This is a genomic window from Rhizobium sp. Pop5 (genome assembly GCF_024721175.1).
Classification (GTDB): domain Bacteria; phylum Pseudomonadota; class Alphaproteobacteria; order Rhizobiales; family Rhizobiaceae; genus Rhizobium.
Genome location: NZ_CP099399.1, coordinates 807,167 through 830,012, shown reverse-complemented (window position 1 = coordinate 830,012; position 22,846 = coordinate 807,167). Strand labels below are relative to the sequence as shown.

The window sequence follows — 22,846 nt, the reverse complement described above, 5'->3', positions numbered from 1 at the left end:
CCGCTGCGTGGTCTAATAAGGCAGCGTGCGGCTCTCCTCCCGGCCGAAGCCGCGGATTTCGATGCGGTCGGCATGGACCTCGACGATCGCGAAGGCATTTTCTTTCTCTGTGTCGACCACGCCCTTGAAATTGACGAAATGGCAGGCGCCGGCCACACCATAATTGCCGACATGGTCGTGACCGTTGAGATAGGCGACGACGTTTTCGTGCGAGGCGAGCAGCGCGACGATGCGCTCGCTGTCCCACATGCCGTGCTCGCCGGGCGGATGCACCGGATAGTGATTCATGACGATCACCTTCTCGCCGACCGCGGCAGCGCTGGCAATCTCGTTGCCGAGCCAGGCGAACTGCTCGTCGCTCAGCGCGGCATTCCACGAATGGGCATTCCTGGCGCCCTTGGCCTGCAGCTCGGCCAGCATCTCCGCTGCAAGCGCGCGATGAGGATGGCCTTCCGGCGGCGCGAAGGTGCTGACCTCATTGCCGTCGAGCACAATGAAGCGCCAGCCGTGGCGGGAGAAGCTGTAATAGGGCGACGGCATGCCGAGGCGCGTCGCGATTTCGGACAGATGTCCCGAGGACACCGCGAAATCGTGATTGCCGAGCAGGAAGAGCGCCTCGTGCCGCAGCTTCTCGTAGACCGGCAGGATATCGTCGAAGCTTGCGAAGCTGCGGTCGATGACATCGCCGAGCGTCATGACGAAGCTCAGCTCCCAGCCGTTGAAGACCTCGATCGCCTCAGCGACTTTGGCGAGGCTGTTGGCATAATAGCGGTCCATGGCCGCATGCGGCGCGATTGCCGCATATTGCGGGTCGGCGATGATACCGAAGCGGAACAGGGGAACAGCAGAGGAAGACATGGAGCGTGATTAGGAGTGGCCGATGACAGGGCTGTGACGGCATGGTGAGAAAACAGAACACCCGGCGTTTGAGGCGCCGGGTGTGGAATTTTCAGGTGGATGCCGCTTACTTCGTGGCTTCTTCGTAGCGTTCCAGAACGTAGTCCCAGTTGATCAGGCTATCGACGAAGGCTTCGAGATATTTCGGGCGGGCGTTGCGATAGTCGATGTAATAGGAGTGTTCCCAGACGTCGACGCCGAGGATCGGGGTGGCGCCGTGAACGAGCGGGTTTTCGCCGTTCGGGGTCTTGGAGATTTCGAGCTTGCCGTTCTTGACGGAAACCCAGGCCCAGCCGGAGCCGAACTGGGTGGCGCCGGCATTGGCGAAATCGGCCTTGAACTTGTCGTAGCCGCCGAGGTCGGAGGTGAAGGCCGCCTCGAGCTTGCCCGGCAGCTTGTTGCCGCCGCCGCCCTTCTTCATCCACTTCCAGAAATGGATGTGGTTGTAGTGCTGGGCGGCGTTGTTGAAGAGGCCGGCATTGGTGCCGAAGGACTTCTTCACGACGTCTTCGAGCGAGAGATCCGAAAGGCCGGCTTCGGCGGCGAGCTTGTTGCCGTTGTCGACATAGGCCTTGTGGTGCTTGTCGTGGTGAAACTCCAGCGTTTCCTTCGACATGAAGGGAGCAAGCGCTTCGTAATCATAGGGAAGTTCAGGCAATTCGAAAGCCATGTCAGATCTCCTCTTGGCAATAGATTGCGTCATCGGCAGGTGAGGCGGAACATAGGAGGGGAAGCACGGAGAGGCAACCGGCGAATTATCAAAAAACGACCGGCTGGAGGAAAATTTGCCTCAGTTTCAGGGCTGTAATCGCGCCTTCAAATCATCGAGAATGCGTGGCCCGAAAACCGCTTCGCCGGCGACGCCCAACAAGAGAGAACCGATATGAACAGGAATATAATCCGGCTTCTGACCACAGCCACGCTTCTTTCCCTCGCAGGTGCGGCGCACGCCTCCTCGGACATGGCCTGGCAGCAGTTCGCTGCCGATGTGGAAGCCAAATGCAGGAAGGCAGCGGTCACGATCGAACAGCCTGTCGTCACCGTCGATCCCTTCGGCACCTCCCATTACGGGCTGGCGCTGCTGACCGGCAAGCCGAAGGGCGCCAAAGGCTTGGTCACGCAGATCTGCGTCTATGACAAGCAGAAGAAAATCGTCGAAATCGGCAGCGAGTTGGACGGTAAAAAGCTTGGGCTCACGCCGGTCAAATAGGATGCAACAGTGCCGCTCAGCGTTTTGCACCTAGACCGTGAGGAACCCGAGGCCGCCCTCAGGAGTTTAAGTGCTGGACTTTAAAGCGGTTCAGCATTTCAAGAAGGCAGAACCGCTCTAATTTATTTGGTTTACGCAATTCCGAACGCAAAAACCGTTATGCACTTTTGCCGGAATTGCCTTGGGGAGGCGCCGGCATGCCAGAGCTTCGCAACAGGGCGGAAGATCAGCAGAAAATCTATCAGCGCTGGGCGCCGGTCTATGACCGCTTTTATCGCGGCATCCTGCGCGATGGCCATCGCAAGCTTGCCGCGCTCGCGGCCGCCGCCGGCACGGATATATTGGAGATCGGCGTCGGTACGGGCCTGACGCTCGGGCACTACCCGCGCCGCTGCCGGGTAACCGGTATCGATATTTCCGAACACATGATCGCGCGTGCCCGCGAAAAGGCGAGACGCGAAAGCCTGCAACATGTGCAGGCGCTTGAGGTTATGGACGCGCATGCGCTCGCTTTTGCCGATCGCTCGTTCGATGTGGTTTGCCTGCCCTTCGTCATCACTCTCATCCCCGATCCCGAGCGGGCACTGGACGAATGCGCCAGGGTGCTGCGGCCGGGCGGCGAGATCATCCTCGCCAGCAAGCTCGGCGACGGCGCCGGTCTGCAGGGCGCGATCGAGACGGCGGTGGCGCCGCTGGTGCGTCACATCGGCTGGTCATCCGCCTTCCGTCTTCGTCGCATCGTCGCCTGGGCCGAGCGCCGCGGCGATTTTGCGGCCGCCGAGATCCTGCCGGTCTTTCCGAACGGCTTCTTCAAGATCGTCCGGCTGAAACAGCGCGGGTTTGCCGCCTGAGACGGAGGATCTTCCTTCCGCGTCGCCTCTATCGTTCGCCCGAGGGACCGCATGACATCGGATATCTTCTTCTTCATCGCCGTAGGCTTCTGCGCCCAAATCGTCGATGGCGCGCTCGGCATGGCTTTCGGCGTGCTGTCGACGACTAGTCTTCTCGCTTTCGGCGTGCCGGCGGCCAATGCCAGCGCCATGACGCATGTGACTGAGATGTTCACGACGGCCGCGTCCGGCCTCTCGCATGCCTATCATCGCAACGTCGACTGGCGCCTGGTGGTGCGGCTTGCGCCCGCCGGCATGATCGGCGGCGCGGTCGGCGCCTATCTGCTCGTCAATATCGATGGCAAGACCATCGAGCCGTTTGTGTCGGCCTATCTGATCGCGATCGGGCTGCTGATCCTCTACAAGGCCTTCCGGCCGCCAGCGCAGCGCGAGGTGCGCGACTGGGCCGTGCCGCCCGTCGGGCTCTGCGGCGGCCTGCTCGATGCGATCGGCGGCGGCGGATGGGGGCCGATCGTCACCAGCACGCTCATCGGCCGCGGTCACGACCTCAAGCGGGTGATCGGCTCGACCAACTTTACCGAATTCGCGGTGACGCTAACGATTTCAATAACCTTCGTCGCAACCCTCGGCTGGTCGGAGCTCAATTCGGCGATCGGCCTCATCATCGGCGGCGTCATCGCCGCCCCCTTCGGCGCGATCCTCGTCAAACGCCTGCCGGTGCGGCCGCTGATGTTGGCGGTCTCGATGATCATCATTGCAACGTCGGCGATACGGATTTTTTAAAGCAGCCTCGTCAGGGATTACAAATTCCGGCCGAAATAGACCTCCACGGATGCGATCTTGTCATCGCGGAAGCGAAAACTTTCAATATTGCGGAAACTGGTGCCATCCAGCTTTTCGGCACGGGCCGCCTCGTCTCCGTCGATCGCCAGGAATTCGATGTAAAAGCCGCGGAAGACCGGCTCTTTCGGCCAGCAGCGCTCAAAATAAACCGCCCGATCGATGTGATCGTCACGCGGACTGGAGAATGTGAAATCCTCCGTCAGCATGGCGCCGACGACATCCTTACGGTCATCGAGATAGGCGGCATAGAGGTCACGGACTGTCTGCTCGCGCGTTGTGCGCATGTCGCTCATGGGAATGTCCTCCTTCTGACCGATTGCATAATGCAATCTGTTTTAGCACTTTCGACCGAGATGGTCCAGATTGACGATAGCGGACGCACCGTCTTGAAGGACGGTCCGAACGGCGGTTATATGGGTGCGTGCCCGCCCTGGAACGACGAGCGCGTGTACCGCTGCGGTTCCCATGCGCCTGACGTAGAAAGCTCGATCTCAGGACAATTTCACCCGCGCCGATCCGCTCGTCGCGGCGAAGGGGCACATTGTTTCATCAGGCGCGGCGGAGCTGCGTTCCACGATCGATGCCGAGGCATGAGATGACAGATACGCAATGGGACGCGGCCAGCGCCAAACCGGGCTCAATCTTCTGGAAGCGCAATCTCGCCATTTCGCTGATCGGCTCCTTCACCACGATCGTGGCGATGACGTTGCTGCTTCCCTTCTTGCCGCTCTATGTCGAGGAACTCGGCGTCAGTGACCATGCGGCGATCGTGCAATGGTCGGGCATCGCTTATGGCGCCACCTTCTTCGCCGCTGCGCTCGTCGCGCCGCTCTGGGGTCGGCTCGGCGACATTTACGGCCGTAAGCTGATGCTGGTGCGTGCGAGCCTCGGCATGACGCTGTCAATCTCGCTGATGGGCATGGCCGGCAATGTCTGGCAGCTGGTGGCGTTGCGCCTCTTCGTCGGGCTTGCCGGCGGCTATGCCTCGGGCTCGATGGTGCTGGTGGCGACGCAGACGCCGAAAGACCGTTCGGCCTGGGCACTCGGCGTTCTCTCCTCCGGCATCATGGCCGGCAACCTCGTCGGGCCGCTTATCGGCGGAGCGCTGCCGCCCATCATCGGCATCCGCGGTACGTTTCTCGCCGCCGGCGGCATGATCTTCCTCGCCTTCCTCGCCACGGCCTTCCTGATCAAGGAGGAGAAATCGCCGGCCCGCAAGCAGGCGGCGAAGGCGAACGGTGGATGGAAATCCATTGCCGACAAGCGGCCTGTCATCGCCATGCTGGCAACCGGCATGCTTCTGATGTTCGCCAATATGTCGATCGAGCCGATCATCACCGTCTATGTCGCGCAGATCGTGTCCGTCGAGAATGAGGTGACGATGATCTCCGGCCTCGTGATGTCGGCGGCCGCCCTCGGCAGCATTCTTTCGGCCTCGCGGCTCGGCAGGCTTGCCGACCGGATCGGCCACTGGCCAGTCATAGCGGGCGCACTCGCCGTCGCCGGGCTGCTGTTGCTCCCGCAGGCCTTCGTCACCAGTTCCTGGCAGCTGATCATCCTGCGTTTCCTGATGGGCGCGGCACTCGGCGGACTTCTGCCCTGCATCGCCGCCGTCATCCGCCACAGCGTGCCCGACAGCGCGGCCGGAAGCATTCTCGGGCTGTCGGTCTCCTCGCAATATGTCGGCCAGGTGGCCGGCCCCATCCTCGGCGGCTTCATCGGCGGACATGTCGGCATGCGGGCCGTGTTCCTCGGAACCTCTCTGCTGCTGCTGGCCGGTGCGGCCTATGCCTGGACGGTGCGGCCGAGGGATGCGGAGAGATCGGGCTCGACCTGAAGGTTGCTAGAGGCGGCTGGCGCTGCCGCAGATCAGCTCGACGCCCGAACGGGCGATCGCTTCCAGTACCTCGCGGCTGTCGCCGGCGCGGGCGCGGACGGCGAGCGAATGCATGACGGCGGAGGCAAGCCTTGCAAGCATTTGCGGATCGGCGCCCTCGGGAAGCTCGCCTCTTTCCACAGCAAGGCGCATGCGCTTTTCGATCTCGCCGTCGAAATCGCTGAGGCTGCGGCCGAGCACTTCGCGGACGCGCTCATGCTGGATTGCCTCGGCCGTGGCCGTGCCGATCAGAAAACAGCCGCGGGCGGCGGTTTCGCCGTGCAAATAGATTTCCAACGCCCCGGCATAGACGCGGGCGATATTGTCGCGAAGCTGTAGTGACGGATCGAGTGCCTCGGTCAGCACGTCCATGCCATCTTGGCGATACCCTTCCAGCGTATCGAGATAGAGATCTTCCTTGTCGCCGAAGGCGCCGTAGAGGCTGGGGCGGTTGAGGTTGGTCGCCGCGCTCAGATTGTCGAGCGAGGCGGCGGCAAACCCTTTGTCCCAAAAGACATCCCGCGCCTTGCCGAGTGCAGCTTTGGCGTCGAAGGCCCTCGGGCGGCCGCGCTTCTTCTCATCCTTCATATTTTGTACCGTTTCGCATTAAATTCTTGACGAGAGTCATTTTATGCGAAACAGTACAAATGTTCAAACGCTATTGCGATCGACATCGACCGCCTTACCAGACAGGGGAATCCACGATGAAACTCTATATGCACGCTGCGGCCTGCTCGCTTTCGCCGCACATCATCTGCCGGGAACTCGGGCTTGATATCGAGCTCATCCAGGTCGACCGGCAAACCCACAGGACGAGCAAAGGCGAGGATTACCTCGCCATCAACGGCAACGGCTATGTCCCGGCGCTGATGCTCGACGACGGCAAGGTACTGACCGAGGGGCCGGCAATCGTGCAGTTCCTCGCCGACAGCGTTCCTCATGGGGGAGCCATGCTGCCTGCGGTCGGCGATCTGCGCCGCAACGAGATCCAATCCTATCTCAATTTCATCACCGCCGAACTGCACAAGCCGATGGTGCTGCTCTTCAACCCGATCTATGCCGCCGTGCACGAGGAGATACGCACGCTGATATCGAAACGGCTCGCGTGGCTGAACGGTCGTCTGGCCGGACCCTATCTCACCGGCGATGCCTTCACGGTGGCGGACGCCTACCTCTTCGTCTGCCTGAATTGGTCGCCCTGGACCGACATCGATCTCAAACAATGGCCGGCGCTCCACGGCTTCATGGCCCGCGTGGCGGCACGTCCGAAGGTGCGCGAGGCATTGCAGGCGGAAGACCTCCAGGCCTTCGATGCCGATGGCGTCTATTTCGCCCCGCAGGCCTATCTCGCCTCGGCCGGACGGACGGGCGAACCGGTGCGACCGTAACACCGACGATCGTCAGAGCGCGCTGACGGCCACCGGCAGGGCGCGTTTGTGCGCGGTCGCCCGATAGGCTGCCAATATCCGGCGGCGGGAGATCTCGCCGACCGGCTTGCCTTCGAGGAAATCGTCGATCTCGTCATAGGTCACGCCGTAGGCCTCCTCGTCGGGACGCAGAGGGCGCTGATCCTCGAGATCGGCGGTCGGCACCTTGAAGACCAGCTCTTCAGGCGCGCCAAGCCTTTTTGCCAGCAGCCGGACGCGGCGCTTGTTGAGGCCGGCGAGCGGCAGGATATCGGCTGCGCCATCGCCGAACTTGGTGAAGAAACCCATCACCGCCTCGGCCGCATGATCGGTGCCGATGACGAGGCTGCCGAGCGCGCCTGCAAGCGCAAACTGGGCGATCATGCGCTGGCGGGCCTTGATGTTGCCGAGGATGAAATCCCGGCGCCCGGCATCGGCAAAGGCAAGACCGCCGGTCTGGGCGGCGGCAAGCATCGCATCCGCCGCCGTCTTGATATTGACCACCATCGAGCGGTCGGCGCCGATCGTTTCCAGCGCCCGGTTCGCATCAGCCTCATCCGCCTGAACACCATAGGGAAGGCGCATGGCGATGAATTCGGCGGCATGGCCGTTATCACGCAGTTCGCGCACGGCCTTCTGGGCAAGCAGGGCCGCGGTCAGCGAATCGACGCCGCCGCTGATGCCGAGCACGTAACCGCGCATCCCCGAGGCGACGAGATAATCCTTGAGGAAGGCGGTGCGGCGTTCGATCTCGTGTTCGGGATCGATCTCGACGGCAACGCCCAGTTCACGGATGATCTCGCCTTGTTCGTCGGACAGTATCGTCATTGGCATCTTCCTCGCCGCTGTGAATTTTCGGGTACCGCGGTGAGAGCATAGCGGAAGGCAAGGCCGTTTCGAACAGTGGCCCTGCACTTGATCAGGGCGCGGCACCACCTCCCTACCGCACGATCGTGAAGAGCTCCACCGGATCCGTAAAACCTTTCAGGGCGTGCGGGCCGACCGATATGACGTCCCCTGCCCCGGCCTCCTCGCGGAACGGCTTCGACATCAGCAAGGCCTCGCCCAACTCGCTGCAAGCGCTCTGGATGCGACTGACCAGATTGACGTCGCCGCCGATCAAGGTGAAGTCGAGCCGGCGGCCGGAACCGACATTGCCGTAGCTGACCTCGCCATAATGTAGGGCGATGCCGGCCTTCACCCCGATGCCGTCATATTGGAACCGGTCGATCTCATCGAGGATGGCGCGGGCGGATGCAAGAGCGGCGCCGCAGGAGTGGTCCGCATCATAGCCCGGGAAGAAGGCGAGCACGGCGTCGCCCATGAATTTCAGCACCTCACCGCCTTCGCGGGTGATGGCCGGTACGATCCTGTCGAAATAGGCGTTCAGCAGCCCAAGCACGGTGCTGCCGGGCAGCCGGTTCGACAGTTCGGTAAAGCCGCGCAGATCGCAAAGCAGTAGCGCTGCCTCCATCGATTCGATTTCGCCCCGGCGGATGCGACCGGCCAGGATGCGGCTTGCCGTCAGCGGACCAATATAGATGTCGAGCAGGCTGAGCTCGGCCTGGCGCAAAGTGCGCAGTTCGCTGGTGTTGCGCAGCGCCGGCAGGATGCGTTCGATCACCTGGCGCTCCGAGGCGGTGAAGCCTGCCGGCCGCCTGGTGCCGAAGACGGCGACGCCGACGGGACCGTCGATATTGCAGAGCGGCGCCATGATAAGCTGCATAAGGCCCCGATCGGCGAAGACATCGATATGCTGCCAGCGGCCGTGCATGCTTTCGCCAGGGCCGACGACCAGTTGTTCGCGGCTTTCCATGACCTTGCGCAGCGGCGTATTGGCGATGGCGAGCCGCGCGCCATGTTCACGATCGTGGATCTCGACGGGCTCGCCCGGCGCCCAGGCGATCGTGCGGCCGATAAACTCGGGATGCAGTGTCATCAGATGCAGGGTGAGCCGGTCGACCGGGAGGCCCAGCGCCTGAAGCTTGCGGCCGAGGCCAGAGACGAGGCCGGCTTCGTCGAGCGAATGGCATTCGTCGCCGGAAAGCCATTCGATGATGGAGAGCAACGCGCCGGTGCTCGCGGCACTGGTCTTGATCTGCCTTTCGGCATCGGGAGCATAGATCGCTGATATCATGGCTTCTCCTCCTTGAGGGAGACGGCGTGCTAGTGAGCGCCACCGCCGGAAAGTTGCCCAGGTTTCTTCAGAAGCAGGGTTGCCATCAGGGCGATGATGAGGGCGACGCCCAGCAAAAAGAACGTATCGCTGAAGGCCATGATATTGGCCTGCTTACGGACTTTCAGCGCGATGGCGACGACAGCCTTGTGGCTGGCGAGCGCCTGGTCGCTGACGCCGTGGCTCATGAAGTAGGCCGTCAGCCTGGCGATGCGATCGCGGGTGGCCTCCTCGAAGACGGAGACGGACTTCGTCAGAATGTTCGAATGGAACTGCTCGCGCTTCGACAGGAAGGTCTGCAGCGAAGCGATGCCGACCGCGCCTCCAAGATTGCGCATCATGTTGAAAAGGGCGGACGCCGAACCGGCATTCTCCTGCTCGATGCCTGCCGTGGCGATCGCAGACAGGGGCGTGAAGACGAGTGCCTGACCGATGGCACGCACGATGTTCGGCCAGAAGAGCTGGTCGCTCGCATAGTCGCCGGTCATGTGCACGTTCATGAAGTTCGACGCGGCGAAAAGCGCAAAGCCGGCGATGATCAGCAGGCGCACGTCGAAACGCTTCATCAGGCGAGGCACCAGCGGGATCAGCAGCAGTTGCGGGATGCCGGTCCATGCGAGAACCATGCCGATCTGCTCGGAATTATAGCCCTGGATGCGGGTGAGATAGATCGGCAGCACGAAGACCGAGCCGTAGAGCGCAATGCCGAGCAGGAAATTCGCGACGATACCGAAGCCGAAATTGCGCCGCACCAGCAGCCGCAGGTTCAGAAGCGGATGGGCCGTCTTCAGCTCGATGATCAGAAACAGCGTCAGCGAAACGGCGGCGATGACGGACAACCGGACGATGAAGTCGGACCCGAACCAGTCTTCCTTGTTGCCCTCTTCCAGCACGGTCTGCAGAGCTGCCAGGCCGATCGCCATGGTGATGATGCCAGGCCAGTCGCCCTTGGCGAGCAGTTTCAGGTTCATCGGCGCACGGTCGAGCGAGGCCCAGAGCATGCCGACCATCAATGCGCCGGGCACGAGGTTGACGTAGAAGATATATTCCCAGCCCCAATTCTCGGTGAGATAGCCGCCGATCGTCGGGCCGATGGCCGGGGCGAAGGTGGCCGAAAGGGCAAAGAGAGCAAGGCCGATCGGCTGCTTGGGTTTGGGCAGAAGCGTGATGATGATGGTGAAGGCCATCGGGATCAGCACGCCGCCGGAAAAGCCCTGAATGGCGCGCAGAATGATCATCTGCTGGAGGTTCGCCGCAAAAGCGCAGGCGACGGAGAAGATCAGGAAGAGGATGGCATTGGCCAGCAGGTAGGTGCGGACCGAGAAGACACGCGCCAGCCAGCCGCTCAAGGGAATGACGACGATCTCAGCGATCAGATAGGAGGTCGAGATCCATCCGCCGTCATCCGTGCCGGCCCCGATCGCGCCCTGGATATCGGCCAGCGAGGCATTGACGATCTGGATGTTGAGGACGGCCATGAAGGCGCCGAGCGTGGAGCCGACGACGGCCGACCACATGCGCAGCGGGCTGATGGCGGCAGGCTTGGCAGGCGCTGCTGCCGCAGCGCGCGAGGGCGAATTGCTGTTTGCGGCGATCTGAAGAGTGGCCATGACCTATCTCCTTCCGGCTCTGCGGAAACTTTCTCATGACGGGGTTCGGGCGCTGGAACGATCGGGGGATCGTTCGGGAAAGAGGGGCAGGATCATCCAGCGTGGCTGGATAATCCCTCTTCGGCTGTCCTGGAGGCCTGAACAGCCTTGGTATCGATCTTGGGCTCGACCGACATGCCCGAGCGCAGGAGGCCGCTCAGAACCTCGTCATCGATGACGATCTTGACCGGAATGCGCTGGACGATCTTGGTGAAGTTGCCGGTGGCATTATCTGGCGGAAGCAGCGAGAATTCCAGGCCACTTGCCGGCGAGACACTGTCGACATGGCCCTTGATCGCCTTGTCAGGAAAACTGTCGACCTTGATCTCTACCGGCTGACCGGGGCGGACGTAGGTCAGCTGCGTTTCCTTGAAATTGGCAACGACGTAGACCGCATGCAGCGGCACGACAGCCATAAGCTGCGTGCCCGACGTGACGTACTGGCCGACGCGGATCGAACGGGCGCCGACCGTGCCGTCGACCGCGGCCACAATATCGGTATAGGAGAGATTGAGCTCTGCCTGGTGAGCAGCGGAGGCAGCGCGGTCACGCTGGGCAACGGTCTGCTCGCGCTGGGTCTGAAGAACCGGTACCTTGTTCTCCGCTGCGACAAGAGCGGCCCGATCGCGCGCGACGGCCGCAGTTGCCTGGTCACGGGCCGACTGGCTCTGTTCGGCACGGGACTGTGTGCCCGCGCCGTTGGTGATGAGGCGAGCCGAGCGCGCGGCGTCGGAGACAGCAAAGTCCAGCGACGCCTGCGAGGCATCGATCGTCGCCTTGGCCTGCGCGATGACCGACTGCTGCAGGGCGATCTGGGCGTCGATATTGCCGATGGCGGCCTCTGCCGCCTTCAGATCGGCCCTCGCCTGCGCAAGCGCTGCCTGGAAATCGCGGTCATCGATACGGGCGAGAACCTGCCCGGCCTTGACCGCGTCGTTGTCGTTGACGAGCACTTCCTTGATATAGCCGGCGACCTTCGGGGCAACGGTGGTGTAATCGGCCTTCACATAGGCATCATCGGTGGATTCGATGAAGCGGCCGACCGTCCAGTAACGGTAGCCGAAATCACCTGCGAAGGCGACACCGGCAAGCAGGACAGCTGCAAGGACGGTGCGCTTGATGATCCGGCGGCCGGTCCTTTTGGGTGCTTTCGCGAGCTGTGCTTCGACCATAGGCGCTTCGTTAACAGGGGCTTCGGCGACGGGCGCCGCATCCGGCTGCCTGACATTGTCGAAAACTTCCTTGCGGGGCAACTCAACCATCGTTCTCTTCCTTCGTCCTCCGCCTCGGTTCGACGAGGCCGTATTCGATGGATAGGAAAATGCGCCCTGCCATTCATTTTGATAATCTGCTTATATCGGGAAGGATCATCAACCCTGAGCGGATAATCCGAGGGCAATATGGATCGACTGACAAGCCTCACAGTCTTTGGCCGCGTGGTGGAATGCGGCGGTTTTTCCGCCGCTGCGCGCCGGCTCAACATGTCCGTCACCATGGTCGGCAATCATGTGCAATCGCTGGAGGACCGGCTCGGCGTGCGGCTGCTGAACCGCACGACACGCAAGGTCAGCCTCACCGAAACCGGCAAATATTACTATGAACGCTCGTCGCAGATCCTTGCCGAACTCGAAGAGGCGGACAGGACGGCCGGGGCACTCAGCACCACGCCGCGCGGCACGTTGAAGATCTATGCCAGCGGGGCCCTCGTGCGTTTCCTGCTGCCCGTCGTCGGCGAATATATGGAGCTTTATCCGTCGATCTCACTCGATTTCAGCGTCGGTGAGCGCATGGTCGACATGATCGAGGATGGCTATGATCTGGTGATCCGCACCGTGCCGCCGCCGGATTCGTCGCTCGTCGTGCGCAAACTGACGCCCTGGCGCCATATGCTCGTCTGCTCACCGGCCTATCGCGACAGCCATCTCATCCCGAAGGCGCCGGCCGAGATCGCCGATCACAACTGCCTGCAATATGCCTATTACCCCTACGGCGATGAATGGCGCTTTGAGGATGGCGAAGGCAGGCAGGAGAGTGTCAAGATCACCGGCAATATCGTCTCCAACAATGCCGAAATGCTGCGCGCTCTGACGCAGAGCGGACGCGGCCTGTTCCTGGCGCCGAGCTTTGTGGTGTTCGACGACATCGCCGAAGGGCGGCTGGTGAAGATCATGCCGGACTACAGGCCGGTGGAGTTCAGCATCAACGCGGTCTACCCCAACCGCAGCCACCTGCCGACGAAGGTGAGGCTGTTCATCGATCTGCTGGTAGAGCGATTTGCCGAGCATCGGAAGTGGATGACGTGAGGGGGACCGCCCGGCCCTACGCTTGCGCTCCGGGCGTTCGTCGCTGCAATCGATTCACTGGACCGATTGCTTCGGCTGCGCCGAACCGCTCCTCACCCTCACTCTTCACTCTCGCTCCGCCCATAGGCCCAATCCATGTAGAGCTCCAGTGCCTTGCGGGTGACCGGGCCCTCCTGGAAATCGCGGCCGTCGAGGCGGGTGACGCCGACGACTTTGGAATAGTTGCCGGTGGTGAAGATCTCATCGGCTTGCATGAAATCCTCGACGGAAAGCGTTGCTTCCGCGACATCGAAACCGGCCTTACGTAGCAAGCCGATGACGCGGGCGCGGGTGATGCCGGCAAGGAAGGTGCGGTTGGCGGCCGGCGTCATCACCACACCGTCACGCACCAGGAAGACGTTCGAGGAGGCGGTCTCGACGACATTGCCGTTCAAATCACGCACCAGCGCATTGTCGAAACCGCGGCTGCGGGCCTCGGCGATCATCCGTCCGCTGTTCGGATAGAGCGAGCCGGTCTTCGCCTCGGTCATCGCGGTTTCCGGCGACGGGCGGCGATAGGGCGAGACGGTGAGGCTGGTGCCGCCATGGCTGCCCATCGGCGCCTCGAACAGGCAGAGCGCAAAGCGGGTCGATTCCGCATCGACGGCGACGACGCTGCCGGGCGAACCATGCTCGCCCCAATACATCGGCTTGATATAGATCGCCGTCGCGCCGTCGAATTTCTCAACGCCCTCCCAAGCGAGTGCTGCGATCTCCTCGGCAGTCTTCACTGGCTTCAGGCCCATGGCAAGCGCCGAGCGATTGATCCGCTGGCAGTGGAGGTCGAGATCGGGTGCTACGCCATCGAACCAGCGGGCGCCGTCAAAGACCGACGAGCCGAGCCACATGGCATGCGAGGTCGGCCCGATCAGCGGCGGATTGCCCGGAAGCCATTCTCCATCGACGTGGGTCCAGGTGGTTGAGCGCGGTGATGTGTTGACGGCCATTTTGCCCTCCCTTCGAAGCCGGAAGAGCAAAAACCCCGGCGGCAAGCCGGGTCAAGGACAAATCCAGGCCTAAAATGCGGAAGCAAGAAAATGCCGGAGGACAGGGCCAGGCCGCAATATTCGTGCGCGGCAGCAAGCGGTGAAGCGATGGGTTCATCAGCAAAAGTGATAGAATGAAATATTGGAACCGCTGTCTGCCGCATGTCATCATGCGCGGACTCTCGGATAGGCAGCAAGGGAAGACGCCGATGAAAGCCATGTTCTACGAAGCCTTTGAAACGGCTCCCGAGATTCGCACCCTGCCCGATCCGACGCCAACCGAAGACGGTGTCGTCATATCGGTCGGCGCAAGTGGGCTCTGCCGAAGCGACTGGCACGGCTGGATGGGGCACGACCCCGATATCCGGCTGCCGCACGTGCCGGGACACGAGCTTGCCGGGCGGATCGTCGCCACCGGCCGCGGCGTGATGCGTTTCAAGGTCGGCGACCGGGTGACCGTGCCCTTCGTTTCCGGCTGCGGCCATTGCGAGACGTGCCATTCCGGCAACCAGCAGGTCTGCCCGAACCAGTTCCAGCCGGGCTTTACCCATTGGGGCTCCTTCGCCGAATATGTGGCGATCGATTATGCCGACACCAATCTGGTGCACCTGCCCGATACGATCGACGATGCGACAGCGGCAAGCCTCGGCTGCCGCTTCGCCACCTCGTTTCGCGCCGTCGCCGATCAGGCGCGCACAAGGCCGGGCGAATGGATCGCCGTGCACGGCTGCGGCGGTGTCGGCCTGTCGGCGATCATGATCGCAACGGCGCTCGGCGCCAATGCGATCGGCATCGACATTTCGGAGGAGAAGCTCGCCTTCGCGCGGAGTTGCGGCGCAGTGGCGACGGTCAATGCCTCCGGCGTCGCAGACGTCGCGGAAGCTGTGCGCGAAATCACCAAGGGCGGCGCGCATGTCTCGATCGACGCGCTCGGCCATCCCGTCACCTGCTTCAACTCGATCAAGAACCTTCGCCGGCGCGGGCGGCACGTGCAGGTGGGATTGATGCTCGGCGAACAGGCCACTCCTCAGATTCCAATGGCGCAAGTGATCGGCCACGAACTCGAGATCTACGGCAGCCATGGCATGCAGGCCTGGCGCTACGACGCCATGCTCTCGATGCTCTCAGCCGGCAAGATCGCGCCGCAGAAGCTGATCGGACGGCGCATCAGCCTCGAGGAGGCCGTGCCGGCGCTGATGGCGCTCGACAAGGCCGAGGGGACCGGCATCAGCGTCATCACGCAGTTCTAGTCGCAGGCGCGGTGGCTCGCGCCGGGGCGCCTGCCTATGGGCCAAGTTCAGGCGCGCTGTGCCAGCTGCTGCGCTGCGCCATCGATCATCATCTGCAGCCCGGCTTCGAAGAAGCCTTCGTGGCCGTGGCTGCGATAATGCGCGAGCGCCCGGTGCGTCAGCGGGAAATCGGCTGCGGCCGCATCGAGTTTGTCCTGCTCCGGCGGCGGCTCGGCCTGCTCCGCGATAACACAGCCGACCGTATAGCGTTCGACTGCAATCAGCAGTTCCATTGCGAATTCGGCTTCCATGCCGGCGTCGACGAGGATTGCGACATGGGCTTCGATATTGGCGAGGCCCTGCGGATCGGTTTCCGTGCCGGCATGCACCCGGCCGCCGTCGCGATAGCTCAACAGCGTCCGGCGGAAACTGCGAGCGTTGTCTAGCATGAATTCCCGCCAGCCATCCGCCGAGGCCGGCCAATTATGGGTGTGGCCGCGCGCCATGATCTCCTCGGCCATGGCTTCGATCAGCGCCCGCTTGCTCTTGAAGTGCCAATAAAGCGCCGGCTGACGCACGTTGAGGCGCTCGGCAAGCATCCGCGTCGAAAGCGCGTCGATACCCACCTCGTTCAGAAGTTTCAACGCTTCGTCGAGGATTTGCGCTCGGTCCACTTTCATCGTTTTCGAATTCCCTGTTGCCATCTCAATTTATCAACGATAAGGAACTTATCAGTGATAAATTTTGTGATGATCCCATGAAAAAAGCACTTACCGTCGTCTATGCCACCGTCATCCTGGATGCAGCCGGCATTGGGCTGACCCTGCCGATCTTTCCGCGACTGCTGGAGGACGTCGGTCATACCGACGATCTCGGATGGCGGTTCGGCGCTTTCCTGGCGCTCTATGCGCTGATGCAGTTCATCTTCTCGCCGGTGCTCGGAGCGCTTTCGGATCGGTTCGGCCGCAAACCGGTGCTGATGCTGTCGCTTGCCGGTGCGGCCGTCGATTACGTGTTCATGGCTGCCGCTCCATCGCTCTGGCTGTTGTTCATCGGCCGGGCGATTGCCGGCGTCACCGGCGCGAGCAACGCGGTGGCCGCTGCCTGCGTCACCGACATGACCGATGATGCGGAGCGCACGCGCCGCTTCGGCCAACTCAGCGCCTGCTTCGGCATCGGCTTCATCGCCGGGCCGGCAATCGGAGGCGTGCTTGGCGAGTTTTCCGTGCGGCTTCCCTTCATCGCCGCTGCCGTCCTCAACGCAGCCAACCTGCTCATGGCGCTGCTGCTCCTGCCGGAAACGCGCAACAGCGGCGCTACGACCGAGAAACAGGAGTTTTCACCACTTGCGCACTTTCGCTGGCTCATGGGCTATCGCCTGCTGCTGCCGCTTGCCGGCGCTTATTTCATCCTCGCACTTGTCGGTGAGGTCGGCGGCACGATCTGGGTTCTCTACGGACAGGACAAATTCTCCTGGCCGCCGATGATGGTCGGCATCTCGCTCGCCGCCTTCGGCTTCTTCCATGCGGTCATCCAGGCCTTCATCGCCGGGCCGATCAGCGAGCGATGGGGCGAGCATCGAACCCTGCTGATCGGCATCATCGCCGACAGCGCTGCCTATATCATCATCGCATTGGTGACGGAGGGGTGGATGGCGTTCCTGCTGATGCCGCTCTTCTGCCTCGGCGGGATCGGCGTCCCCGCCCTGCAGTCACTGGTGACAGCACGTGTCGATGGCGATCATCAGGGACGGGCGCAGGGGCTGCTCGCGAGCATGGCGAGCCTTGCCTCGATCATCGGCCCGCTCGCGATCAGCACGGTCTATTTCGCATCACGCGATTTTTTCCCTGGGCTTGTCTGGGTGCTGGGCGCGGCCTTCTACGCGCTCTGCCTGCCGGTCGCCTTCACGCGCCGGCGGAGGAGTGTCCCAGCCTGATCCTGTAGCGGCGAGACATCATCCCGCCGCCGATCCGAACGTTACTGTGCGACGCCGATCGAGGCCAGGTATTCGGCGGAAGCCGGGATCTTCGACTTGTCCTTGATCTCGATGATGAGGCGCGGATTGCTTTCGAGCCTGCCAAGGGCCGCAAAAACGGCGTGCCAGTGGATCGAACCTTCGCCGAGACTCCAATGGCGGTCGGCATATCCGTCGGCATCCTGAAGATGGACATGCTGCAAACGGTTGCCGGCCGCCTTGACGTAATAATCGACCGGCGGAGCGCCGGTATAACCGTGGGCATAGTGAGCGTGGCCGGTATCGACCGAGACGGCAACAGCAGGCGAATTAAAGCTCTCGGCAAGCGCCACACGGATATGCGGATCCTTGTCCTCAATATTCTCGATGACCATGGTGCAGCCGATATCCTCGGCGCGCCTAACGGCTTCGCGGAGCGTCAGATGCGTGCGTTCGACCAACTCTTCGCGAGCGCCGTCATTGTTGTCGAGATTGTTATAGGACCAGGAGGTGTAGGGGCTGTGGATGACCATATGCGTCGCGCCAATGGCGGCGCAGACATCGAGGCCCTGCAGCAGGCGCCTGACGACGACCGTGCGGATATCGGGATCTTGCGAGGCGATGGTGAAACCCCAGAACGGGCCGTGAATGCCGAGCCGGCCGCCGTGACCGTCGAGAAGCCGCCTGGCGCGGGCAGCAAGCGGCGCCCAATCGCCGTTCAGGATGTCGGCATCGACGAAGCTCTGCAATTCGAGATCGCGGGACTTTTCGAAAAGCCAGTCGCGGTGAAGCTCGACTTCATCGAGCGTCATGGCGGCGCCGACGACGGGAAGAGAAGACATGGATATGCTCCATCTATGTGAATGCCGGGACGGCATGGGAGAACGGGCAAGGACAGCCGCCGCGTTCTATGCGCCCCTTCTATGTCGACGGTATTACAGGCCGGCAGCTCTTCGAGACCTACTGCCCTGGGGCATTTCTACGCACCCGGCGCTGTATTGGCGGACTTGCGAAAACAGTTAGCCGCACCGATATCAGCCCCGACGGCCTCTTGGGCCTTTATCCCGTGCCGGAGGCATTTGCCGACGGTGCCCTGACAAAGGGTGGTTGCCAAAGGCGGCGCAAAGGCCTAACGGCTCCGCCCGCAAGAAAGGGCCTGTAAGAAAAGCCCGCAAGAAGAAGAAAGAGACATGATGTCCAACTCATTTGTGAAAATGCATGGCGGCGAAGAGGCGAAGCGCTTTTTCGTGCTCGGCGACCGGGTCGAGCGACGGCTCCGGATCAGCGGAACCTGGCTGAATATTTTCGACGTCACCGTACCATCGGGCAGCCGTACGCCGAAACATGCGCATGCGAGCCCTGAGGTGTTCCGCATTCTCGAGGGAAGCCTGACGATCTGGCGCCTGACCGACAACGGTCCCGAAGAGATCGAGGCCAGCGCCGGCGACATCGTCACTATCCCGCCTTTCATGGTGCATGGTTATGCCAACCGCGGCACCTCGCCCGCAGTCTTTTCCGCGGTCGTCGATCTAGAAATGGCCGAGTTCATCGAAGCGGAAGGCGCAACCGAGCCACCCAAGACCAGCCCTTCGACTGAGACCATCGCCCGGATGACGGCAGCGGCCAACGCCTATGGGATCACCATCCTCGCGGCATGACGGTCTAATGAACCGAGACGTCGGGGGCCGGACGGGTTCCGACGTCCTGTACATAGCGCTCCCGCCACTGGTTGGGCGTCACCCCTTCCCAATCGCGGAAAGCGCGATAGAAGGAGGTTGTATCCTGGTAGCCGAGCAGGCACGCCACCTCGTCAATCCCGGCTGAGGAATCCGAGAGCAACTGCCTTCCCAATTCCTGACGCGCCTCGACGAGCAACTCGCGGAAGGTCGAGCCCTCATCTGTGATCCGGCGTTGCAGCGTGCGCTCGCTCATGCCCAGGTCGAAAGCCACGTCGGACAGTTCCGGCCGGCCGCTCGCCAGGCTTCTCTTCAGAACGATCTTGACCTGCTCCCGGATCGAATTGCGCGCCCGGATTTCGCCAAGCGCTGAGGCAAGGGCGGGCGTGAGAAGTTCGAGCAGTTCCGGATTGTGCCCGGGAAAGGGCCGATCGAGGTCAGCGGATTTGAGGATCAGCGCGTTGCGGGATTGCCCATATAGGATGGGGCATCCGAAATAGGACCGATGCGCTTCGCTCTGCGGATCGGCGCGCTGGAATTCGACGCGAACCGGCGTCAGCCGCTGTCCCGTACCGCGTCGGCCGAGTTCGACCAGCGTGGCAAAGTCGACATCCACAGCGATTGCCGGCTCAGGTTCGGCAGCGTAAAGCCACTCGACCTTGATCGCGCATTCCCCGCCCTGCTCGGAAAAGTGCAGTTGCTCGGGGGTACAAAGCCGTTTGAACCGGGCTAGCCGGGACAGGCCGTCACGATAGTCGCGGGCATGGAAGGCCGCGAGGCTCGAGGGCGGGTGCACGGCAGTTTCCGCCGATTCAACCAGTTTGATCCCGAGGCCCGGATCCGCCGTCAGCTCTTCCAGCGCCCGCCACAGGGCAAAGAACTGCGCCGTGCTCACCAGACCCTGGCCATTCAGATGCAGTGTTGCCGGCAGGCGCGCCTGGCGCAGCAGTGCTGCGGGAGGCACACCGACATCTGCGACCGCAAGCCAGAAAGCTCGTGGTATCTTGCACCTGTCTGCCGGCGCTCCACTCATGGCTGCCTCCCCTATCGCATCTGGCTCATGATCACGCGGTCGAAGATATGGTCCCCGAACCATTTGCGGATCATGATCATCGGCTTGGCATATTTGCCGGCGACGTAGCGCGTGCGCGGCCTCTTCGCCTTGACCGCCTTGGAAACGATATTGGCGATGACGCCGGGATCGGTGCCGCTGCCCTTGCCATAAGCAGCACGCGTCGACCTGGCGACCGCCTGAGTCACCTTGGCATAGGGACCCCTCCCCGAACGCTTGAGCAGCCCGTCGGCAACGACATCGCCAAATCCCGTCTCGATCAGGCCCGGTTCAACGATCACGACCCGGATACCGAACGGAGCAACCTCCAGCCGCAGGCAATCCGACCAGCCTTCAAGCGCATGTTTGGTGGCGTGGTACCAAGCGCCGAGCAGCGTGTAAATCTTGCCGCCCATGGAGGTGATGTTGACGATCGTGCCAGCACCTTTCTCCCGCATCGCCGGAAGCAGAAGCTGCGTCAGCCGCGCAAGGCCGAACATGTTCACCTCGAACTGATAGCGGGCTTCGTCGATATCGATCTCCTCGACCGGGCCGTAGAGCCCGAAACCGGCATTGTTGACGAGCACGTCGACAGCGCCGACTTGCGCGAGAATGGTTTCGACCGCGGCTTTGATCTCCTCTTCCTTCGATATGTCCATCCGCAAGGGCGTGGCGCCCAGCCGGGCAAGCTCTTCCATCTTCTCGACCTGGCGTGCGGCGACGTAGACCCTGTAGCCATCGGCGAGCAGGCGCTTGGCGATCGCCTTGCCCATTCCCGAGGATGCGCCCGTGACGAGCGCGGTTTTCTTGTCAATCATGTCGACCTCTCCTTGTTATGAGATGATCTTAAGGCCGGTTCGGCGCTCGATCACTGACGAGGGATGCCAATGCACTTGCATAATACGCCAATATGCCCTCATCCCTTCATGGGGCAACACTTGCCGCCTGGGGGCCATGCATGTCTATCGTTGCATAAACGCAATAAAGTCGTCCAAGATCTTCAACCAGAACGCGGCGCTGCGGCCGTTGTCGAAACTGTCACATCAAGACGCTATAAGGATTTTCGCCCGGTGCCTCTTGCGCCGGAAGCGTTTCACCGCCAAAATTGCGCCATGCCCGACAGCGACCCATCCAGTACCAGTTCCGCCCGTTCGAGCCGGGATCTCCCGGCTGAAGATTCGGGCGGCCACTGTAGACGGCGTGACGATGTCCGCCTCGCTTCGCGCCTGTTGCGGCTCGCGCAGAAAAGGCCGGTCCTCAGGGCTTTGCCGATAACGGGCCTGGCATTGCCGGCTCTCTCTTATCTACGGCATATGACTTCCACTTCAGAGGAGCGGTCCTTCATGGCGACGACCGCGCCTCGCCGCTTCGCCTGATGCATGCGGCATTACAACCTCAACGAATAGGGTTCCTGTGTTTCTGGAAATTGGAATTGTGGCGCTTCTCACCATCCTGAATGGTGTGCTCGCCATGTCGGAGCTGGCCGTTGTGTCTTCTCGGACAGCTCGCCTAAAGGTTCTCTCCGACAATGGAAGCAAGGGTGCAGCGCAAGCGATCAAGCTTGCCGAAAACCCCGGCCGTTTTCTCTCCACGGTGCAGATCGGCATCACGCTGGTCGGCGTCCTCTCCGGCGCTTTCTCAGGGGCCACGCTTGGGGGCCGCCTGACCGGATGGCTGGAAGCTCAGGGGATGTCATCGACGGCCGCTGACGCTATCGGCGTCGGTTCGGTCGTCGTGGCAATCACATATCTCTCCTTGATCGTCGGCGAACTTGTTCCCAAGCAGATCGCACTGAGAGAACCCGAAGCGGTTGCGGCAAGGGTCGCGCCGGCTATGGCGGTCCTTTCGAAAATTGCGCTGCCACTCGTATGGCTTCTGAACGCCTCCGGAAATCTTGTTCTGAAACTCCTGGGCCAGACGGGAAAAGGTGGCGACAACGTCTCCGACGAAGAGATCAAAACCGTTCTCGCCGAGGCGCAATCGGCTGGCGTGATCGAAAGCGAAGAGTCCGCGATGATATCAGGCGTCATGCGGCTGGCGGATCGCACCGCCCGAGCGCTCATGACGCCCCGGCGAGACGTCGAAATTATCGATATCGACGACAGTCTTGATGAAATTCGAACTCAACTGCACCGGACGAAACGGTCTCGACTGCCCGTTCGCAAAGGCAGCTCGGACGAGGTGATCGGCATCCTTCCGGTCAAAGACTTCTACGACTCGATGTCCGAACGCGGCAGTGCCGACATCAAGGCGCTGACGCAAGACGTGCCGGTGGTTTCAGATCTTTCAACCGCCATCAATGTGATTGAAGCGATCCGGAAATCGCCAGTCCACATGGTGCTGGTTTTCGACGAGTACGGTCATTTCGAAGGGATTGTTTCGTCGGGCGACATTTTGGAAGCGATCATGGGGGCTCTCCAGGAGGGACCTGTCGACGAGCAGGCCATCGCTCGTCGAGACGACGGTTCGTACCTGGTCTCCGGCTGGACGCCGATTGACGAATTCGCCGAGTTCCTCAATCTCAAGCTCGATGACGATCTGGAATATCAGACCGTGGCCGGCCTGGTGCTGGAAGAGTTGAAACATCTGCCGGAATTGGGTGAGAGCTTCACGAGAGATGGATGGCGCTTCGAAGTCATCGACCTCGACGGGAGGCGCGTCGACAAAATACTTGTGTCTGCTGATTGAAAGTCGGCGGGC

At 62.0% G+C, this 22,846-nt stretch carries 23 protein-coding genes; 10 read left to right on the top strand and 13 right to left on the bottom strand.

What is annotated here, in order from left to right; all coding sequences use genetic code 11:
• Positions 1-12: 12 nt before the first annotated feature.
• Together NE852_RS06210 and NE852_RS06205 are read right to left on the bottom strand one after the other, a co-directional pair.
• On the bottom strand, positions 13-858 hold the full coding sequence (locus tag NE852_RS06210) for a metallophosphoesterase (RefSeq protein ID WP_008528926.1): 846 nt from the start codon (positions 856-858) through the stop codon (positions 13-15).
• Between the two features lie 106 nt (positions 859-964).
• Complete coding sequence (locus tag NE852_RS06205; RefSeq protein WP_008528928.1) at positions 965-1,567, bottom strand: superoxide dismutase; 603 nt, start codon at positions 1,565-1,567, stop codon at positions 965-967.
• A gap of 213 nt (positions 1,568-1,780) precedes the next feature.
• Here NE852_RS06205 and NE852_RS06200 point away from each other — a divergent pair, with 213 nt between their 5' ends.
• From NE852_RS06200 to NE852_RS06190, 3 genes are all read left to right on the top strand, one after another.
• The gene (locus NE852_RS06200; protein WP_008528929.1) at positions 1,781-2,107 is read left to right on the top strand and encodes a hypothetical protein; all 327 of its coding nucleotides are present in this window, start codon (positions 1,781-1,783) and stop codon (positions 2,105-2,107) included.
• Positions 2,108-2,304: 197 nt separating this feature from the next.
• Complete coding sequence (locus NE852_RS06195; RefSeq protein ID WP_008528930.1) at positions 2,305-2,958, top strand: class I SAM-dependent methyltransferase; 654 nt, start codon at positions 2,305-2,307, stop codon at positions 2,956-2,958.
• 51 nt (positions 2,959-3,009) lie between these two features.
• Entirely contained in the window at positions 3,010-3,741 is a 732-nt protein-coding gene (locus NE852_RS06190) for a sulfite exporter TauE/SafE family protein (RefSeq protein WP_258156307.1), read from the top strand.
• Between the two features lie 17 nt (positions 3,742-3,758).
• Here NE852_RS06190 and NE852_RS06185 read toward each other — a convergent pair whose 3' ends face one another.
• Positions 3,759-4,094: a nuclear transport factor 2 family protein gene (locus NE852_RS06185; protein ID WP_008528939.1), complete on the bottom strand. Its 336-nt coding sequence runs from the start codon at positions 4,092-4,094 to the stop codon at positions 3,759-3,761.
• A gap of 302 nt (positions 4,095-4,396) precedes the next feature.
• Between NE852_RS06185 and NE852_RS06180 the strand changes: the two genes are divergently transcribed.
• Positions 4,397-5,638 carry an MFS transporter gene (locus NE852_RS06180; protein WP_258156306.1) on the top strand — a complete coding sequence of 414 codons (1,242 nt, stop codon included), beginning with the start codon at positions 4,397-4,399 and terminating at the stop codon, positions 5,636-5,638.
• 6 nt (positions 5,639-5,644) lie between these two features.
• Here the strand turns inward: NE852_RS06180 and NE852_RS06175 are convergent, their stop codons facing one another.
• A complete protein-coding gene (locus NE852_RS06175) occupies positions 5,645-6,265 on the bottom strand; it encodes a TetR/AcrR family transcriptional regulator (protein ID WP_008528941.1) in 621 nt (206 codons plus the stop codon).
• 116 nt (positions 6,266-6,381) lie between these two features.
• On the opposite strand from NE852_RS06175, the gene gstA reads away from it, so the two are divergent.
• On the top strand, positions 6,382-7,065 hold the full coding sequence (gene gstA / locus NE852_RS06170; protein ID WP_008528942.1) for a glutathione transferase GstA: 684 nt from the start codon (positions 6,382-6,384) through the stop codon (positions 7,063-7,065).
• A 12-nt stretch (positions 7,066-7,077) separates the two neighbouring features.
• Here gstA and nadE read toward each other — a convergent pair whose 3' ends face one another.
• The 4 genes from nadE to NE852_RS06150 all read right to left on the bottom strand — a co-directional run bounded on the left by nadE (position 7,078) and on the right by NE852_RS06150 (position 12,170).
• Positions 7,078-7,911 (bottom strand): ammonia-dependent NAD(+) synthetase, encoded by an 834-nt coding sequence (nadE, locus tag NE852_RS06165; RefSeq protein WP_008528943.1) that lies wholly within the window; start codon positions 7,909-7,911, stop codon positions 7,078-7,080.
• A 112-nt stretch (positions 7,912-8,023) separates the two neighbouring features.
• Positions 8,024-9,220 carry an adenylate/guanylate cyclase domain-containing protein gene (locus NE852_RS06160; protein ID WP_258156305.1) on the bottom strand — a complete coding sequence of 399 codons (1,197 nt, stop codon included), beginning with the start codon at positions 9,218-9,220 and terminating at the stop codon, positions 8,024-8,026.
• Positions 9,221-9,249: 29 nt separating this feature from the next.
• Entirely contained in the window at positions 9,250-10,869 is a 1,620-nt protein-coding gene (locus NE852_RS06155; RefSeq protein WP_008528945.1) for an MDR family MFS transporter, read from the bottom strand.
• 92 nt (positions 10,870-10,961) lie between these two features.
• The gene (locus tag NE852_RS06150; RefSeq protein WP_008528946.1) at positions 10,962-12,170 is read right to left on the bottom strand and encodes an HlyD family secretion protein; all 1,209 of its coding nucleotides are present in this window, start codon (positions 12,168-12,170) and stop codon (positions 10,962-10,964) included.
• A gap of 138 nt (positions 12,171-12,308) precedes the next feature.
• On the opposite strand from NE852_RS06150, the gene NE852_RS06145 reads away from it, so the two are divergent.
• Positions 12,309-13,211, top strand: coding sequence for a LysR family transcriptional regulator (locus tag NE852_RS06145; protein WP_008528948.1), 903 nt, complete (start codon positions 12,309-12,311; stop codon positions 13,209-13,211).
• A 98-nt stretch (positions 13,212-13,309) separates the two neighbouring features.
• Here the strand turns inward: NE852_RS06145 and NE852_RS06140 are convergent, their stop codons facing one another.
• Positions 13,310-14,197 (bottom strand): branched-chain amino acid aminotransferase, encoded by an 888-nt coding sequence (locus NE852_RS06140; RefSeq protein ID WP_008528949.1) that lies wholly within the window; start codon positions 14,195-14,197, stop codon positions 13,310-13,312.
• 248 nt (positions 14,198-14,445) lie between these two features.
• Between NE852_RS06140 and NE852_RS06135 the strand changes: the two genes are divergently transcribed.
• The gene (locus tag NE852_RS06135; RefSeq protein WP_008528950.1) at positions 14,446-15,486 is read left to right on the top strand and encodes a zinc-dependent alcohol dehydrogenase family protein; all 1,041 of its coding nucleotides are present in this window, start codon (positions 14,446-14,448) and stop codon (positions 15,484-15,486) included.
• 47 nt (positions 15,487-15,533) lie between these two features.
• Here the strand turns inward: NE852_RS06135 and tetR are convergent, their stop codons facing one another.
• Positions 15,534-16,145, bottom strand: coding sequence for a tetracycline resistance transcriptional repressor TetR (gene tetR / locus NE852_RS06130; protein WP_258156304.1), 612 nt, complete (start codon positions 16,143-16,145; stop codon positions 15,534-15,536).
• Between the two features lie 77 nt (positions 16,146-16,222).
• On the opposite strand from tetR, the gene tet reads away from it, so the two are divergent.
• Positions 16,223-17,401 (top strand): Tet(A)/Tet(B)/Tet(C) family tetracycline efflux MFS transporter, encoded by a 1,179-nt coding sequence (tet, locus tag NE852_RS06125; RefSeq protein ID WP_008528957.1) that lies wholly within the window; start codon positions 16,223-16,225, stop codon positions 17,399-17,401.
• Between the two features lie 41 nt (positions 17,402-17,442).
• Here the strand turns inward: tet and NE852_RS06120 are convergent, their stop codons facing one another.
• Entirely contained in the window at positions 17,443-18,261 is an 819-nt protein-coding gene (locus NE852_RS06120; RefSeq protein WP_008528958.1) for a sugar phosphate isomerase/epimerase, read from the bottom strand.
• Between the two features lie 348 nt (positions 18,262-18,609).
• Here NE852_RS06120 and NE852_RS06115 point away from each other — a divergent pair, with 348 nt between their 5' ends.
• On the top strand, positions 18,610-19,077 hold the full coding sequence (locus NE852_RS06115) for a cupin domain-containing protein (protein WP_008528959.1): 468 nt from the start codon (positions 18,610-18,612) through the stop codon (positions 19,075-19,077).
• 4 nt (positions 19,078-19,081) lie between these two features.
• Here NE852_RS06115 and NE852_RS06110 read toward each other — a convergent pair whose 3' ends face one another.
• Entirely contained in the window at positions 19,082-20,128 is a 1,047-nt protein-coding gene (locus NE852_RS06110; RefSeq protein ID WP_008528960.1) for an AraC family transcriptional regulator, read from the bottom strand.
• An 11-nt stretch (positions 20,129-20,139) separates the two neighbouring features.
• Positions 20,140-20,964, bottom strand: coding sequence for an oxidoreductase (locus NE852_RS06105; protein WP_258156303.1), 825 nt, complete (start codon positions 20,962-20,964; stop codon positions 20,140-20,142).
• 595 nt (positions 20,965-21,559) lie between these two features.
• On the opposite strand from NE852_RS06105, the gene NE852_RS06100 reads away from it, so the two are divergent.
• Positions 21,560-22,834, top strand: a complete 1,275-nt coding sequence (locus NE852_RS06100; protein WP_258156301.1) for a hemolysin family protein — start codon at positions 21,560-21,562, stop codon at positions 22,832-22,834.
• Positions 22,835-22,846 lie beyond the last annotated feature (12 nt).